The sequence below is a fragment of the Microbacterium rhizophilum genome, assembly GCF_039605615.1.
GTDB lineage: Bacteria > Actinomycetota > Actinomycetes > Actinomycetales > Microbacteriaceae > Microbacterium > Microbacterium rhizophilus.
In genome coordinates, this window is sequence record NZ_JBCNUN010000009.1 from 155,819 (window position 1) to 172,133 (window position 16,315).

The window sequence follows — 16,315 nt, forward strand, 5'->3', positions numbered from 1 at the left end:
GGTTACGGATTGTGTAGTTATGTGTCGTCATGTGCGGCGCGGTCGAGCGGGCTATTGTGTGGTGATATCTGAACACTTCTGAACATATGGAGTGAGAGTCCCTGTGCCTGTCACCATCGATGCGCCCGGCTCCGCGCTGAGCGCCGAGCAGCTCGCGGAGCGCCTCGGCGCCACCGGCGCGGAGGGCATCCGGCGCGCGCTCGGCGACCTCATCGCCTCGGGCGCCCTGCCCCCCGGCGCGCGGTTGCCCACCATCCGCGCGGTCGCCGGCGCGCTCGGCGCGAGCGTCGGCGCGGTCGCCGACGCGTGGTCCGAGCTGCGGCGCGAGGGGCTGCTCGAGACCCGCCGCCGCGGCGGCACGATCGTCGCCGCGCGGCCGGCCGAGCGGCCCGCGGCGGACCCGCGCGGCATGGTGACGCTCGCCGGCGCCCGGCCCGACCCCGCGCTGCTGCCGCGGCTCGATGCCGCGCTCGCCGCGGCGCTCGAGGGCGACGCCGGGCTGTCCTCGCGCACGCCGATCGTGCCGGCGCTGCGCGACGCGGTGGCCGCGCGCTTCGGGGCGCGCGGTGCCGAGATGATCGCCGCCGCCGGTGCCGCCTCGGCCATGCACCTCGTGCTGTCCGAGCTCGCGCGCGGCTCGGGCGACGGCCGTGTCCCACTTGCGGCCGTCATGAAGGCCGGATTCGGGCAGGAAGTGGGACACGACCCGGGGCGCCCGGCCGGGGAGGTCGGCATGCGCGGGGCTGATGTCCCACTTGCGGCCGTTGCGGGGGCTGGATTCGGGCAGGAAGTGGGACATCAGCCGGGAGAGGTGGCCGTCGCGATCGAGGATCCGACGTGCAACCGCAACCGGGGGATCCTCGCGGGGCTCGGTGCGCGGCCGGTGCCGTTCGCCTCGGATGCCGAGGGCCCGGTCGTGGAGGCGGTGCGGGATGCGCTCGCGGCGGAGCCTGCGGTCGTGACGTTCCAGACCGCGGCGGCCGTGCCTCTGGGCTCCACGCTCACCCCGCGGCGGCGCGACGCGCTCGCGGACGCGCTGGCCGGATCCGGCGCGTGGATCGTCGAGGAGCACTCCGCGGGCGGGCTGGTCGACGGCGCGACGCTCGCCGACGTCCTACCCGAGCGGGTGATCCGCGTCATCGACCTGTCGCGCGGCTACGGCCCGCGCCTGCAGACCGCCGTCGTGATCGGGCCCGCGGCCGCGCTCGAGCGGATCGCGGCGCGGCAGGCGCGTGAGGGCGCGCGGCCCAACCCGCTGCTGCAGGGCGCCCTCGCACGCGTGATGGCGGATGCCGGCCCGGTCGTCGCGCATGCCGCGCGCGTGTACCGGGCGCGGGGCGCCGCGCTGCACCGCGCGCTGGCGGCGCGGGGCGTGCGGGCCGCGGGCGATGGCGGCTTCTTCGCGTGGGTGGCGGTGCGCGACGAGCGCGACGCGCTGCTCGCGCTCGCGGAGGAGGGGATCGCCGCGAGCGCCGGATCGCGCGGCACGTTCGCACCCGGCGAGCCGCGGATACGGATCGCGACCACGCGGCTGCCGGACGACGCGGCCGAGATCGGCGCGCTCGCCGACGCCATCGCGCGCGCGGCCGAGTGGCAGCTCACGACGGAGGACGAATGACCAGCCGCGGCCACGCCTCCGACGCTCCGCAGACCTCGTTCGCCTCGTCGCTGCTGCGCCTGCACCCCTTCGCGCGCGCCATCGTGCCCCGCCTCGTGCTGGGCCTCGTCACCGCGGCGCTCGCGAGCATGGTCGCGCTGTCAATCCCGCAGGTGCTGCAGTGGATCGTGAACGGGCCGCTGTTCGATGCGGACGACGCATCCGGGCTGTGGTGGGGTGTCGCGATCGTGCTGGCGCTCGGCGTGCTCGAGACCGCGCTGCTGACCGCGCGCCGGCAGCTCGTGCTCGCCCCCGGCACGAAGCTCGAGGCGGACCTGCGGGTGCGGCTCTACGAGCACCTCGCGCAGCTGCCCGTCGGCTTCCACGACGAGTGGGGCAGCGGCCAGCTGCTGTCGCGCTCCTTCAGCGACATCCGGCGATTCCGGCGCTGGCTGAGCTTCGGCATGATCATGATCTGCGTCAACGCGATCACGATCGTCACCGGCCTGATCTTGATGTTCGCGGCGAGTCCCGCGCTCGGCGCCGTCTACCTCGTGGCCGCGATCCCCGTCGTGATCGTGAGCTTCCGCTTCCGTCGGCGGTACCGGATCCTGTCCCGTCACAGCCAGGATCTCGTGGGCGATCTCGCGACCGTGATCGAGGAGTCGGTGCGCGGCATCCGGATCCTGAAGGCGTTCGGCCGCGCGCGGCAGGCCGGCGACGACTTCCACGCCCGGGCCGACCGCGTGCGCGAGGTCGAGCTGCAGAAGTCCCGCGCGCTGTCGACCGTGTCGATGGTGCTCGCGCTGCTGCCCGAGACCGGCTTGTCGATCGCGCTGGGACTGGGGATCACGCTCGTCGCGCAGGGCGCGCTGTCCGTCGGCGCGGTGGTGGCGTTCTTCGCGACCGCGAGCCTGGTGAACGGGCCGCTCGGACGCCTGGGCGAGCAGTTCGCGATGTCGATGGACGCCAAGACCGCGATCGACCGGTACTTCGAGGTGCTCGACGTGGAGGACACGATCCTGGATCCGGCCGAGCCCGCGGAACCGGGGAGGGGCGCCGACCTGGTGTTCGAGGGCGTGCGCTTCGCCTACCCCGACGCCGTGGACGGCCGTGAGGTGCTCGAGGGCGTCGATCTGCGCATCGAGCCGGGGGAGACGATGGCGCTCGTCGGCGTGACCGGCAGCGGAAAGTCGACGCTCGTCGAGCTCGTGCCGCGCTTCCACGACGTCACGGGCGGCAGCGTGCGGATCGGCGGCGTCGACGTGCGCGACCTCGCGCGCCACGAGCTGCGCGGCCTCGTCGCGATCGCATTCGAGGAGCCCGTGCTGTTCTCCTCGACCGTGCGCGACAACATCCTGCTCGGGGTGCCGGACGCGGGCGACGACGTGCTCGAGGAGGCGATCGACGTGGCCGGTGCCGAGTTCGTGCGCGACCTGCCCCACGGCGTCGACACGCAGATCGGCGAGGAGGGGCTGAGCCTGTCGGGCGGCCAGCGCCAGCGCGTCGCGCTCGCCCGCGCGATCGCGGCGCATCCGCGGATCCTGGTGCTGGACGACCCGCTGTCGGCGCTCGACGTGCGCACCGAGGCGCGCGTGACCGAGCGCCTGCGCGAGACGCTCGCGGGGACCACGACGCTCGTCGTGGCGCACCGCCCGTCGACCGTCGCGCTCGCCGACCGCGTCGCGCTGCTCGACGAGGGGCGCATCGTCGCGGTCGGCACGCACGAGCGGATGCTCGCCGACGAGCCGCGCTACCGCGCGGTGATCGCGCGGCAGAGCGGCGAGCACCTCGACGACGCGCTGGAGGCGGCCGGCGCGGGCCGCGAGGAGGCCATGCGATGAGCGGCATGAACCCCACCCCGTCTGCCGGGGGGACCGCGGATGCGACCGCGGCGTTCGAGGACGAGATCCACCTCGCGCGCGGCCACCGGCGCCTCGTGCGGGCGCGCTCGCTGCGGCTGCTCCGATCGCTGCTGGGGCCGATGCGGTGGCGCTTCGCCCTGATGCTGGTGCTGGTCGCGTCGGCGCAGGTGTCACGCGCGGCGGGCCCGCTGCTCGTCGCCTCGGCGATCGACACGGCGCTGCCCGCGCTGCTGGCGGGCGATCCGTCGCGCATGCTGCTCGACGCCGGTCTCTACCTCGCGAGCGCCGTGCTCGGAGGCATCCTGACCCTGCTGTACATCCGCCTGAACGCCCGGATCTGCCAGGACGTCCTGCTCGAGCTGCGCGACCGCGTCTTCCGGCACACGCAGCGGCTGAGCCTCGAATTCCACGAGCGGTACACGTCCGGGCGGATCATCGCGCGCCAGACGTCCGACCTCGACGCCGTGCGCGAGCTGCTCGATTCGGGCATCAACTCGCTGCTGAGCGGCTTCCTCTACATGGTCGCGATCGCCGCGATGCTGGTGATGCTCGATCCGATCTCCGGCGGCGTGCTCCTGCTCGCGGTGATCCCGGTCGCGCTGCTGACGTGGTGGTTCCAGCACCAGTCGCAGCTGCACTACCGCTCCACGCGCGTCGCCTCGGCGAACCTCATCGTGCAGTTCGTGGAGACCATGACCGGGCACCGCGCGGTGCAGGCGTTCCGGCGCGAGCGGCGCAACACCGACGAGCACGCGCGGCTGTCGGAGGAATACCGCGTCGCCGACCAGCGGGCCGTCGGCCTCATCGGCGTGTACGACCCCGGCCTGGTGCTCGTCGGCAACCTCACGGTCGCCGCCGCGCTCGTGGTCGACGGGTTCCGCGTGCTGAGCGGCGACCTGCCGCTCGGCGCACTGGTGGCCGCCGTGCTGTATGCCAAGCGGTTCTTCACGCCCGTGCAGGACATGGCCCGCTTCTACAACTCCCTGCAGTCGGCGCTCGCGGCGCTGGAGAAGATCTCGGGCTACCTCGACGTGCGGCCCTCCCTCACGGATCCGCGCGTGCCCGTCCCCCTGCGCGACGTGCGCGGCGCGATCCGGTTCCGCGGCGTCCGCTTCGCGTACGGCGAGGGGGCGGATGTGCTGCCGGGCCTCGACCTCGGGATCGACGCAGGGCAGACGGTCGCGCTGGTCGGCACGACGGGCGCGGGCAAGTCGACCATCGCCAAGCTCATCGCGCGGTTCTACGACGTCAGCGACGGCGCGATCCTGATCGACGGCGTCGACCTGCGCGACGCCGAGCCCGCCGACCTGCGCCGCGCCGTCGTGATGGTGACGCAGGAGGCGTTCCTCTTCAGCGGCACGGTCGCCGAGAACATCGGGATCGGACGCGCCGGGGCGAGCCACGACGAGATCGTCGCCGCCGCGCGCGCCGTGGGCGCGCACCGGTTCATCGAGCAGCTGCCCGACGGCTACGACACCGACGTGAACAAGCGCGGCGGCCGCCTGTCGGCGGGCCAGCGCCAGCTCGTGTCGTTCGCGCGCGCGTTCCTCGCCGACCCGGCGATCCTGATCCTGGACGAGGCGACGAGCTCGCTCGACCTGCCGAGCGAGGCGCTCGTGCAGCGGGCGCTCGGCACGCTGCTCGCCGGCCGCACGGCGATCATCATCGCCCACCGGCTGTCGACCATCGACATCGCCGACCGCGTGGTGGTGCTGGAGCACGGCCGCGTCATCGAGGACGGATCGCCCGCCGCGCTGGTCGCGCGCGGGGGCGTCTTCGCCCGCATGCGGGGCGCGTGGGACAGCGTCGTCTAGGAGCGTTCTCGCTCTCCTCGGGCGACGCTCCGCGCCGCCGCTCGGCGAGCGAGGGCTGTCGCTGCGCGCCAGCCGGCAGCGCTGCGCGCCGCGGGGCCGCTTCGCGGCACGCTCGCTTCGCTCGCACCGGGCGCCCGAACTCCGGTGGGATCAGGGGTGCGGCCGCAGGACGATCACGGGAGTCTCGCGGGAGCGCAGCGCGGCGAGGTCGTCGAGATCGGCGTCGTAGCTGTCCATGCGGCGGAACACGTCCCAGAGCCGGTCGCGCTCGGCGCCCTTGGCCTCGCGGGCGATCACCTGGCGATGCGCGCCGCCGGGCAGGTCCACGCTCGCCATCGGGTTCGCCTGCAGGTTGAGCCACCAGGCGGGCGGCGGATCGCCCCACCCGTTCATGGCCATCGTGACGAGGTTCGGCCCGTCGTCGAAGTACGCCACGATCGCGATCCGCTCGGCACCGGAGCGCCGCCCGATCGTGTGCAGCCGCATCATGCCGAACACCGTCGCGGTGGGGCGGCGCAGGCCGAAGCGGCCGCCGGAGACGCGGTACAGCGCGCGATGCACGCGCCAGGCCGTCGTGATGAACCAGCGCGGCGGGACGCGCGCGGGGCCGCGGTCGGGGCTCTTCTGCTCGGTGTCGGGCGCCACGAGCGGACCTCTCTCTTCCCCCTTGCTCGAATGCTAGCGAGGCGGCGGGATCGCGCATAGGGTCGACCGGGTCGAAGCGGCGCCTGCGCGCGGATCGGACGCCCAGGAGCCGCCGATAGACTGGACCTCATGCCGCAGCCCAAGCTCGCCACGTTCCCGCAGATCCGGGGCGCGCTGCGGTTCTACCAGATCTGCTCGGTCATCACCGGCGTCGGCCTGCTGCTGCTGTGCCTCGAGATGGTCCTGAAGTACACGCCCATCGGCGTCGAGCTGTTCTTCCTCGACTCGCAGGGCCTGTTCGCGTTCCGCGAGGTCGTGCCGCAGGGCGACGAGCTCGTCTCGACCGGCGACGGCGTGAACCTGTCGCTCGGCATCCTGATCGTGCACGGCTGGTTCTACGTCGTGTACCTGTTCGCGTGCTTCCGCGTGTGGAGCCTGATGCGCTGGCCGTTCTGGCGGTTCATCCTGCTCGCCGGAGGCGGCGTGATCCCGTTCCTCTCCTTCATCATGGAGTTCGTCGTCGCGCGCGACGTGAAGCGCTACCTGGCCGAGCGCGAGGCCGCGGCCGCCGAGAAGAAGGCCGCTCAGGCTCAGGAGGTCGCCGGATGACCCAGCAGGATGCGACAGAAGCCCCCGTCGGAGCGGACGTCTCCCACGACACCGTCCAGCGCCCCGTGCTGGTCGTCGATTTCGGCGCGCAGTACGCGCAGCTGATCGCGCGCCGCGTGCGCGAGGCCGGCGTGTTCAGCGAGCTGATCCCGCACACGGCCACGGCGGAGGAGATCTCCGCGCACGACCCGGTCGCGATCATCCTGTCGGGCGGTCCGTCGTCGGTGTACGAGCCGGGCGCCCCGACGCTGGATCCCGCGGTGTTCGACCTCGGCGTCCCGACGCTCGGCATCTGCTACGGCTTCCAGGTGATGGCCCAGGCCCTCGGCGGCGAGGTCGCCAACACCGGCCTGCGCGAGTACGGCGCGACCGACGCGGCCCTCGTGGGCGACGGCGGCGTGCTGCTCGGCGGCCAGCCGGCCGACCAGAACGTGTGGATGAGCCACGGCGACCAGGTCGCGCAGGCGCCCGAGGGCTTCGAGGTGCTCGCGTCGACCGCGGCCACCCCGGTGGCGGCGTTCGGCCACGCCGAGCGGAAGTTCTACGGCGTGCAGTGGCACCCCGAGGTCAAGCACAGCGACCACGGCCAGGAGGTCATCGAGAACTTCCTGCACAAGGCCGTCGGCCTGCCCGCCGACTGGAACGCCGGAAACGTCATCGCCGAGCAGGTCGAGCGCATCCGCGCCCAGATCGGATCCGCCCGCGTCATCTCGGCGCTGTCGGGCGGCGTGGACTCGGCCGTGTCGACCGCGCTCGTCCACAAGGCCGTCGGCGACCAGCTCACCGCGGTGTTCGTCGACCACGGCCTCCTCCGCAAGGGCGAGCGCGAGCAGGTCGAGAAGGACTACGTCGAGTCGACGGGCGTGCGCCTCATCACGGTCGACGCCGAGGACGTGTTCCTCGGCCACCTCGCGGGCGTCACCGACCCCGAGGAGAAGCGCAAGATCATCGGCCGCGAGTTCATCCGCGCGTTCGAGAAGGTGCAGAAGGACCTGATCGCCGAGGCGAAGGCCGAGGGCGAGCCCATCCGGTTCCTCGTGCAGGGCACGCTGTACCCCGACGTGGTCGAGTCGGGCGGCGGCGCCGGCACCGCGAACATCAAGAGCCACCACAACGTCGGCGGCCTGCCCGAGGACCTCGACTTCGAGCTCGTCGAGCCGCTGCGCACCCTGTTCAAGGACGAGGTGCGCGCGATCGGACGCGAGCTCGGCATCCCCGAGGCCATCGTGGGACGCCAGCCGTTCCCTGGCCCCGGCCTCGGCATCCGGATCATCGGCGAGGTGACGCGCGAGCGCCTCGACATCCTGCGGGAAGCGGACGCGATCGCGCGCGAGGAGCTCACCAAGGCGGGCCTCGACGGCGAGATCTGGCAGTGCCCGGTCGTGCTGCTCGCCGACGTCCGCTCGGTGGGCGTGCAGGGCGACGGCCGCACGTACGGCCACCCCGTCGTGCTGCGTCCCGTCTCGAGCGAGGACGCCATGACCGCGGACTGGACGCGCCTGCCCTACGACGTGCTGTCGAAGATCTCGAACCGGATCACTAACGAGGTCCGCGAGATCAACCGCGTCGTCCTGGACGTGACCTCGAAGCCGCCGGGAACGATCGAGTGGGAGTGATCCCACCCGCGGCCTGACCCGGCCCCCGCCGCGAAAGGACGTGTTCTCAACGAGGACACGTCTTTTCTGCGCGGAAAGGGCATGTCCTCGTTGAGAGGACGTGTTCTCGGCGGCGGGGACGGGAGCCACCGGCGGCGGGGAGGGAGCCACCGGGGGTGGGGAGGGGAGCCACCGGGGCGGAAGGGGATGTCACCCGCGCGCGGCGACCACGCGGTCTGCCAGGCCGTAGGCGACCGCGGCGTCGGCGGTGAAGACGCGGTCGCGGTCGGTGTCGTGGCGCAGCTGCTCGCGGGAGCGGCCCGTGTGGGCCGCGAGGATGCCCTCCATGTCGTCGCGCACGCGCACGAGCTCGTCGGCGTGCAGGATCAGGTCGGGGATCGCCCCACGGCTCTGCGCGCCGGGCTGATGCAGCACGACCCGGGCGTGCGGCAGGATGGCGCGCCGCCCCGCGGCGCCCGCGGCCAGCAGCACCGCGCTCGCGCCGACCGCCTGGCCGATGCACGTCGTCGCGACCGCGGGCCGGATGAAGCGCATCGTGTCGTGCACCGCCAGCGCGGCCTGCGGGTCGCCGCCCTCCGAGTTGATGTAGAGCTGGATCTCGCGCTCCGGGGCGTCCGCCTCCAGGTGCAGCAGCTGCGCGATCAGCGCGTTCGCGACGCCCGCGTCGATGCCGGTGCCGAGGTACACGACGCGCTCCGTGAGCAGCTCCGAGTAGACGTCCATGATCCGCTCGCCCCGCGCATCCCGCTTGATCACGCTGGGGATCGTGTACGAGCTCATGCCGCCACCTCCGCGCCCAGCCCGATCCGGTTCCGCGGCCGGGGCATCATCTCGTCGAAGCCCCGCACGATGCCGTCGATGAAGCCGTAGTCGAGCGCCTCCTGCGCCGTGTACCAGTGGTCGTGCAGCGAGTCCTCGAACACGCGCTCGCGCGGCTGCCCGGTGTCCGCGGAGATGAGCCCGATCACGGTGTCGCGCATGTGCCGCAGGTCGTCGGCCTGCAGCTCCACGTCGACCGCGGTGCCGCCGATCCCCGCCGAACCCTGGTGCAGCAGGATGCGCGCGTGCGGCAGCGCCCGCCGCTTGCCGGGCGTGCCCGCCGACAGCAGGAACTGCCCCGCGCTCGCGGCCATCCCGATCGCGAGGGTCGACACGTCGCACGGCACGAGGCGCATGATGTCGCGGATCGCCAGCATGGACGGGACGGATCCGCCGGGCGAATGGATCCACAGCGCCACGTCGGACGCCGGATCCTCGGCGGCGAGGGCCAGCAGCTGTGTCGCGAGCAGCGTGCCGTTGTCGTCGTCGAGCGGCCCGTCGAGCATCAGCACGCGGCGGTGATAGAGCTCGCGCCGAGCCTCCGGGGTGAACTGGGGGATCCTGCCTTCTTCAACCATGCGCCCAGCGTGCGCGCCGCGCTCCGCGCGCGGGGCGGGACCCGCCCTCGGCGGATCCGCCCGCGGCGGATCAGGCCGCGAGCGCCAGGACCTGCGCGCCCATCGCCGGGGTCGGTGCCGCCTGGCGCAGGTCGTCCGCGATGCCGGCCGTGAGGTCGAGCAGCGTCTCGCCGAGCGCCCCGAGCACCGCGGCGATCATCTCGCTGGACGCCTCCTTGCGGCCGCGCTCCATCTCCGAGAGGTACTGCACCGAGATCCCGGCCCGCCGCGCGACGTCCGCGAGCGTCTCGCCCCGTTCGCGCCGCAACCGGCGCAGCCGCTCGCCCACCAGATGACGCCACAGCGGATCCGGATCGGATGGGACGCGTCGCGCGGGAAGCGGAAGCAGCTCGGCCATGGCCTCACGCTAGGCACCGGGGGCTGTCCGCCGCATCCCGTTCCGCTCAGGGCAGAACGGCCGACGCAATATAGTCGGGATCGCCCGACCTCCCGACCCGACAGGAGCAGACGTGGCCTTCAGCGACGCCCGGAAGAGCCGTGGCCTGTACCGCGCGCAGGTGCTGCGCGGCGAGCGCGTCACGCCGCACATGGTGCGCGTGACGTTCGACGGGGACGAGCTGCGCCGTCTGCCCCGGCACGGCTTCGACCAGTGGTTCCGGCTGTTCCTGCCGCGCGCGGACGGCACGACCGACTTCGACGCGGTGCCGGAGGGCTTCGGCATGGCCGGGTACCTGAAGTACCTGATGGCGAACTCGCACACGCGCCCGCTGTTCCGCAACTACACGGTCCGCATGCACCGTCCCGAGGCGGGCGAGCTCGACGTCGACTTCGTCGCGCACGGGGACGAGGGCGTCGCGGGGCCGTGGGCGCAGCGCGCCCGGGCGGGGGAGCGCGTCGTGCTCCTGGACCAGGGCCGCGGCTTCGAGGTGCAGGACGGCACGCACCTGCTGGTCGGCGACGAGTCGGCGCTGCCGGCCGTGCTGGGGATCCTGCGCGACCTGCCGCGCGACGCGACCGGGCTCGCGCTCATCGAGATCCCGGACCCGACCGACGCCCAGCCCGTCGACGCCCCGGAGGGATTCGAGGTGCGGTGGCTACCCCGCGCGGATCCGCACGCCCGGCCGGGCGCGCTCGCGCTCGAGACGCTGCGGCGGTACGCGCCCATCGATCCGGCGGCCCTGTCGGTGTACCTCGCGGGCGAGCAGGCCCTGGTCGCCGCGGGCCGGCGGCACCTGGTCGCCGTCGGCGTGCCCAAGCAGCGCATCGTCTTCACCGGCTACTGGCGCATCGGCCGCGCCGGCTGATCCGGGACTCCGGTCGCGCCGCGTGACGCGGCGTGACATCGCGGCGCGCCCCGCCGATCCGGTCGTCCTAGAGTCGCCTCGTGCCCGACAAGAAGCGCCTCATCCTGAACCTGTTCGAGATGAACACGCCCAGCCACATCACGCACGGCCTGTGGCGGCTGCCCGGCAACAACCGCGAGCGCTTCAACGACATCGACTACTGGATCGAGCTCGCGCAGCTGCTCGAGGACGGCGGGTTCGACGGCGTCTTCCTCGCGGACGTGGTCGGCGCCTACGACACGTTCCGCGGCGGCCCGGAGACCGCGCTGCGGGAGGGCATGCAGATCCCCAGCAACGACCCGCTGCTGGTCGTGCCGGCGATGGCCGCCGTGACGAAGCGCCTCGGCTTCGGCGTCACGTTCTCCACGACGTACGAGCCGCCGTTCGCGTTCGCGCGGCGCATGTCGACGCTCGACCACCTCACGAAGGGCCGGATCGGCTGGAACATCGTCACCTCGTACCTGCCGAACGCGGCGCAGAACTTCGGCCTCGACGCCGAGGTGCCGCACGACCGGCGGTACGAGATCGCCGACGAGTACCTGCACGTCCTTTACAAGCTGTGGGAGGGCTCGTGGGACGACGACGCGGTGCTGCGCGACCGCGACGGCGGCGTCTACACCGACCCGTCCAAGGTGCGCTACATCGACCACGTCGGCGAGCACTTCAGGGTCAAGGGCCCGCACCTGTCCGAGCCGTCGCCGCAGCGCACGCCCGTGCTGTACCAGGCGACCGGATCGCCCGCCGGCATCGCGTTCGCCGGGCGGCATGCCGAGGTGGTGTTCACGGGCGGACGCTCCGTGGCGGACTTCCAGCGCAACGCGCAGGCGATGCGCGACGCGGCGATCGCGCAGGGCCGCCGCGGCGACGACGTGAGATTCGTCGTGCAGGCGGGCGTCGTGGTCGGACGCACGGAGGAGGAGGCCGCCGACAAGCTGCGCGCCTACCGCGCCCACCAGAGCCTCGACGGGATCCTGGCCCACTCGAGCATGCCCGTCGACCTGACCGCCTACCCGCCCGAGACGCCCATCGCGACCGTCGTCGCCGAGGCGCAGGAGGCCGGGATCCCGCTGCCGTTCCTCGCGAACGCGACCGGCACGGTCGGCGAGGCCCTCACCCGGATCGTCGCCGGACGCGAGGACCGCTTCTTCGTCGCGGGGACGCCGAAGGTCGTGGCCGACGAGATCGAGCTGTGGCTCGACGAGGCGGGCGTCGACGGCATCAACCTGCGCCAGTACCACTCGTTCGACACGGCCCGCGACTTCGCCGAGCTGGTCGTGCCCGAGCTGCGCCGCCGCGGACGCCTGCGCGACGACGAGGCGCCGACCACGCTGCGCGAGCGACTGTTCGGCCGCGGCGACCGCCTGCCCGGGAACCACGTCGGCGCCCGCTACCGCGGCGGCGCGCACCTGCACGAGCCCGTGCCCGCGCTGCAGCTCGGCTGACCGGGATCTCACAGCCGGCGCCGGACGGGCGTGAGCGGATCGCACCGCGCGCGTAACGGCACGGCACGCGTCCCGAAACCGGCGTGCGGGAGCCTGAGGACACACACGTCCCCGAGGAGATGCCATGTCGTACGTGAAGCCCGCCGAACTGATCACCGCCATGATCGACGCCGGCGAGTCGAAGATCCTGATGTCGACGCGCGACACGCTGATCCGCGGATTCATGGGCGGCGCGACGCTCACGATCGCCGCGGCGTTCGCCGTGACCGTGTCGACCAACACGGGACAGCCGCTGATCGGCGCGCTGCTGTTCCCGGTCGGCTTCGTGCTGCTGTACCTGCTCGGCTACGACCTGCTCACGGGCGTGTTCACGCTCGCACCGCTCGCGCTGTTCGACCGCCGCCCCGGCATCACGCTCGGCGGCATCGGACGCAATTGGGGCCTGGTGTTCCTCGGCAACTTCGCCGGGGCGTTCACGGTCGCGGTGCTCATGGCGATCTACTTCACGTACGGCTTCACGACCGAACCCAGCGCGGTCGGCCACGCGATCGGCGAGATCGGCCACGGCCGCACGGTCGGGTACGCCGAGCACGGATTCGGCGGCATGCTGACCCTGTTCATCCGCGGCGTGCTGTGCAACTGGATGGTCTCGATGGGGGTCGTCGCCGCCATGATCTCCACCTCCGTCACGGGCAAGATCCTCGCGATGTGGCTGCCGATCATGCTGTTCTTCTACATGGGCTTCGAGCACTCGGTCGTGAACATGTTCCTGTTCCCGGCGGGCCTGCTGCTCGGCGCCGACTTCACGCTCGGCGACTACCTGGTCTGGAACGAGATCCCGACCGTCCTCGGCAACCTCGTGGGAGGCCTGACGTTCGTCGGCCTGATGATCTACGCCACGCACGGCCGCACGGCGCCGAAGCGCGTCGTCCTGACGCGCCCGAACGGCAAGAGCTTCGCCGCCTCGCCCACGCGCGTCCCGGATCACCTGCTCGATCAGGTGCGCTGAGCGGGGATCGCCCCGCGCAGCCGCGACGCAGCGACGACTCGGGGCGACCGCGGTTTCGGGAAAACCCGAATCCGGATGTCCGGATCCCTCGGTGGGGCGGGGGAGGGGGTCGTCCTAGCTTTAGGACATGACCACTCCGGCTCCCGCTCCACAGGCCCCCTCGGCCCCTCCCGCCGAGGCGGGCGCCCGCGCCCCGCGCCACCTGCCGGCGTACTCCTCGCCCGCGCGCCTCGCCGGCACCGTGGCCCACCTCGCCGCGCTCGGCGTGATCGGGCCCGTCCTGGCCACGATCCTCGGCGTGCTGCTCGGCGCCGGTCTCGGCATGCTCCCGGTGCTCGGCATCGGCGTCGTGTTCCTCCTCGGCCTCGTGTACCTGCTGTACGCCATCGGCTGGCTCGAGACCGCCCGCATCGACGGCCTCTACGACGCCGGGCTGCCGCCCCTGCGGGCCCGCCGGGCGCCGCGCCCGGGCTTCGGCGGCTTCCTGCTGATGGTCTGGCACCAGTTCATCGACGCGCCGATGTGGCGTGCGGTCGCGAACGCCGCGATCGCGACGATCCTGGGCTGGATCACCCTGATCCTGTTCCAGCAGCTGGTCTCGTCGGTCGTGCTCGCGTTCGCGCCGCTGTACGCGGCCGATGGCGTCACCCGGTTCAACGGCTTCTCCATCCTCGCCGGATGGGCGCCGCTGGTCGGCATCCTCGTGTTCCTCGCCTCGGCCGCCGCGATCGTCGGGATCGCGCTGCTGCACGGCGTGCTCGCCCGGGTCATCGTGATCCCGACCCGCGAGGCGCAGCTCGCCGAGCGGGCGCGCGTGTCCGACGTGCAGCGCGCCGGCGCCCTGCGGGCCTCCGAGGTGGAGCGCACCCGCATCGAGCGCGACCTCCACGACGGCGTGCAGCCACGGCTGGTCTCGGTCGGCATGACGCTGGGCCTCGCCCAGCAGAAGCTGACGGAGGATCCGGATGCCGCCCGCGCGCTGATCGAGGAGGCGCACACCTCGACGAAGGCCGCGATCACCGAGCTGCGCCAGCTGGCGCGCGGCATCCACGCCTCCGTGCTGGACGACCGCGGCCTCGACGCCGCGCTGTCGGCGCTCGCCGGGCGCTCGCACATCCCCGTGCGGCTGGACGTGCGTCTGGATGGCCGCTGCAGCCGCGACGCCGAGGCCGCCGTGTACTTCGCGGTCGCCGAGTCGCTGACCAACGCCGCCAAGCACTCCCGCGCGAGCGAGTGCCGCGTCACGGTGCGCGTGCGCGACGACGGCACGCTGTGGGCCCGCGTCGAGGACAACGGCCTGGGCGGCGCCCGGGTGCTGCCCGGCGGCGGCCTCGACGGCATCCACAACCGCGTCCTCGCGGCCGGCGGCACCGTGCGGCTCGACAGCCCGCAGGGCGGCCCGACCGCGCTGGAGGTGAGCGTGCCATGCGCATCGTGATCTGCGAGGACTCCGTCCTGCTGCGCGAGGGCCTCGTGCGCCTGCTCGAGGACGGCGGCCACACCGTGGTCGCGGCCCTGCCCGACGCCACCGGCCTGCCGGCCGCGGTGGACGGCGCGGACCCCGAGCTGTGCATCCTGGACGTCCGGCTCCCGCCGAGCTTCACCGACGAGGGGATCCGCGCCGCCGTCGAGCTGCGCGCCCGGCGTCCCGAGCTGCCGGTGCTGGTGCTCTCTCAGTACGTCGAGGAGCGCTACGCCAGCGACCTGATCACGGCCCAGGGCGGCGCCCTCGGCTACCTGCTGAAGGACCGGGTCGCCGACGTCGCGGAGTTCCTCGACTCGGTGGACCGGATCGGGCAGGGCGCGACGGTGCTCGACCCCGAGGTGGTCGCGCAGCTGCTCACCCGCCGCCGTGAGGACGACCGGATGTCCCGGCTGACCGAGCGAGAGCGCACGGTCCTCGCGCTGATCGCCGAGGGCAAGTCCAACCAGGCGATCGCGGGGCTCCTCTTTCTCTCCGAGGCGAGCGTGGAGAAGCACATCACCGCGATCTTCCAGAAGCTGGGCCTCGAGCCCGACGAATTCGGCAACCGCCGCGTGCTCGCGGTGCTTGCGCACATCGAGAGCGGCGGCGGATCGCCGCAGTCAGGAGCGTCACGATGAACGTCACCGTCACACCCCCGCCGGCGCCTCCCGCGCCCACGCCCGCTCCGTCGCCGCGTCGCGGCGGCCCCGGCAAGCCCGTCGCCATCGTCCTGATCGTGATCGGCGGCCTCGTCCTCCTCGGCGCCGTGCTCGGCGCGATCCGCACCGCGGTGCACGCCTCCACGCGCGTGAGCGACACGCTCACGACGGACGCGAGCGGCATCACGTCGATCGACGTCGAGGCGGCCGCGTCGCGGTTCCGGATCGAGTTCGGCGCCGTGGATCAGGCGACGCTCGACGTCATCGACGCCCGCTCCGAGTGGACCCTCACGCGGGACGGCGACGAGCTGGACGTCACGACCCGCGACGGTCTGCTCGACGGCTGGGGCCTGTGGGGCTGGGGCATCGGCAGCGACGACGAGCAGGTCGTGCTGACCCTGCCCGAGGCGCTGCGCGACCGCGGCCTCGACGCCGACCTGTCGCTGTCGGCCGGCGAGCTGCAGGCCGACGGATCCTTCGGCGCGCTCGACCTCGAGCTCGGCGCGGGCGGCATGGACGTCACCGGATCGGCCGAGAGCCTGTCGGTCGACGTCAGCGCCGGCACCGCGCGGTTCGATCTCGCGGACGTGACCGAGGCCGACGTGACCGTCTCGGCCGGCCGCCTGGTCGGCGAGCTCACCGGATCCGCCCCCGACGCCGTCGGCATCGTCGTGAGCGCCGGATCGCTGGAGCTCACGCTGCCCGCGGAGCCGTACGACGTGCGCTCCGACGTCTCCGCCGGCGAGCTCGACAACCGCCTCGAGACCTCCAGCTCGTCCCCGCACCGCATCACGGCCGACGTCTCGGCGGGCCGCGCGGTGCTCGACAGCGCGGACTGACGCGGTTGCGTCGGT

The 16,315-nt window shown here is 73.0% G+C and carries 15 protein-coding genes; 11 read left to right on the top strand and 4 right to left on the bottom strand.

Annotated features, from left to right (window positions below):
• Positions 1 to 103 precede the first annotated feature (103 nt).
• The 3 genes from AAD528_RS14465 to AAD528_RS14475 are packed head-to-tail and all read left to right on the top strand — an operon-like array spanning position 104 to position 5,276.
• Positions 104 to 1,618 carry a GntR family transcriptional regulator gene (locus AAD528_RS14465; protein WP_345752778.1) on the top strand — a complete coding sequence of 505 codons (1,515 nt, stop codon included), beginning with the start codon at positions 104 to 106 and terminating at the stop codon, positions 1,616 to 1,618.
• A complete protein-coding gene (locus tag AAD528_RS14470) occupies positions 1,615 to 3,441 on the top strand; it encodes an ABC transporter ATP-binding protein (RefSeq protein WP_345752779.1) in 1,827 nt (608 codons plus the stop codon). The genes AAD528_RS14465 and AAD528_RS14470 overlap by 4 nt, the downstream gene beginning before the upstream one ends.
• Positions 3,438 to 5,276, top strand: coding sequence for an ABC transporter ATP-binding protein (locus AAD528_RS14475; RefSeq protein WP_345752780.1), 1,839 nt, complete (start codon positions 3,438 to 3,440; stop codon positions 5,274 to 5,276). Before AAD528_RS14470 ends, AAD528_RS14475 begins: the two co-directional genes overlap by 4 nt.
• A 150-nt stretch (positions 5,277 to 5,426) precedes the next feature.
• Here the strand turns inward: AAD528_RS14475 and AAD528_RS14480 are convergent, their stop codons facing one another.
• A complete protein-coding gene (locus tag AAD528_RS14480; RefSeq protein ID WP_345752781.1) occupies positions 5,427 to 5,921 on the bottom strand; it encodes a nitroreductase/quinone reductase family protein in 495 nt (164 codons plus the stop codon).
• 129 nt (positions 5,922 to 6,050) lie between these two features.
• On the opposite strand from AAD528_RS14480, the gene AAD528_RS14485 reads away from it, so the two are divergent.
• Complete coding sequence (locus AAD528_RS14485; RefSeq protein ID WP_345752782.1) at positions 6,051 to 6,530, top strand: DUF3817 domain-containing protein; 480 nt, start codon at positions 6,051 to 6,053, stop codon at positions 6,528 to 6,530.
• A complete protein-coding gene (gene guaA / locus AAD528_RS14490) occupies positions 6,527 to 8,146 on the top strand; it encodes a glutamine-hydrolyzing GMP synthase (RefSeq protein WP_345752783.1) in 1,620 nt (539 codons plus the stop codon). Before AAD528_RS14485 ends, guaA begins: the two co-directional genes overlap by 4 nt.
• 189 nt (positions 8,147 to 8,335) lie before the next feature.
• Here the strand turns inward: guaA and AAD528_RS14495 are convergent, their stop codons facing one another.
• The 3 genes from AAD528_RS14495 to AAD528_RS14505 form a co-directional block, all read right to left on the bottom strand.
• Positions 8,336 to 8,926, bottom strand: coding sequence for a ClpP family protease (locus AAD528_RS14495; protein ID WP_345752784.1), 591 nt, complete (start codon positions 8,924 to 8,926; stop codon positions 8,336 to 8,338).
• Entirely contained in the window at positions 8,923 to 9,543 is a 621-nt protein-coding gene (locus tag AAD528_RS14500) for a ClpP family protease (protein ID WP_345752785.1), read from the bottom strand. The genes AAD528_RS14495 and AAD528_RS14500 overlap by 4 nt, the downstream gene beginning before the upstream one ends.
• 70 nt (positions 9,544 to 9,613) lie before the next feature.
• The gene (locus tag AAD528_RS14505) at positions 9,614 to 9,940 is read right to left on the bottom strand and encodes a helix-turn-helix domain-containing protein (RefSeq protein ID WP_345752786.1); all 327 of its coding nucleotides are present in this window, start codon (positions 9,938 to 9,940) and stop codon (positions 9,614 to 9,616) included.
• A gap of 112 nt (positions 9,941 to 10,052) precedes the next feature.
• Between AAD528_RS14505 and AAD528_RS14510 the strand changes: the two genes are divergently transcribed.
• From AAD528_RS14510 to AAD528_RS14535, 6 genes are all read left to right on the top strand, one after another.
• A complete protein-coding gene (locus AAD528_RS14510) occupies positions 10,053 to 10,847 on the top strand; it encodes a siderophore-interacting protein (RefSeq protein WP_345752787.1) in 795 nt (264 codons plus the stop codon).
• A gap of 119 nt (positions 10,848 to 10,966) precedes the next feature.
• The gene (locus tag AAD528_RS14515; RefSeq protein WP_375339633.1) at positions 10,967 to 12,328 is read left to right on the top strand and encodes an NtaA/DmoA family FMN-dependent monooxygenase; all 1,362 of its coding nucleotides are present in this window, start codon (positions 10,967 to 10,969) and stop codon (positions 12,326 to 12,328) included.
• Positions 12,329 to 12,452: 124 nt separating this feature from the next.
• Positions 12,453 to 13,337, top strand: coding sequence for a formate/nitrite transporter family protein (locus AAD528_RS14520; RefSeq protein ID WP_345752789.1), 885 nt, complete (start codon positions 12,453 to 12,455; stop codon positions 13,335 to 13,337).
• 127 nt (positions 13,338 to 13,464) lie between these two features.
• Positions 13,465 to 14,775 (top strand): sensor histidine kinase, encoded by a 1,311-nt coding sequence (locus AAD528_RS14525; protein WP_345752790.1) that lies wholly within the window; start codon positions 13,465 to 13,467, stop codon positions 14,773 to 14,775.
• The gene (locus tag AAD528_RS14530) at positions 14,763 to 15,440 is read left to right on the top strand and encodes a LuxR C-terminal-related transcriptional regulator (RefSeq protein WP_345752791.1); all 678 of its coding nucleotides are present in this window, start codon (positions 14,763 to 14,765) and stop codon (positions 15,438 to 15,440) included. Before AAD528_RS14525 ends, AAD528_RS14530 begins: the two co-directional genes overlap by 13 nt.
• Positions 15,437 to 16,300 (top strand): hypothetical protein, encoded by an 864-nt coding sequence (locus AAD528_RS14535; RefSeq protein ID WP_345752792.1) that lies wholly within the window; start codon positions 15,437 to 15,439, stop codon positions 16,298 to 16,300. Before AAD528_RS14530 ends, AAD528_RS14535 begins: the two co-directional genes overlap by 4 nt.
• Positions 16,301 to 16,315 lie beyond the last annotated feature (15 nt).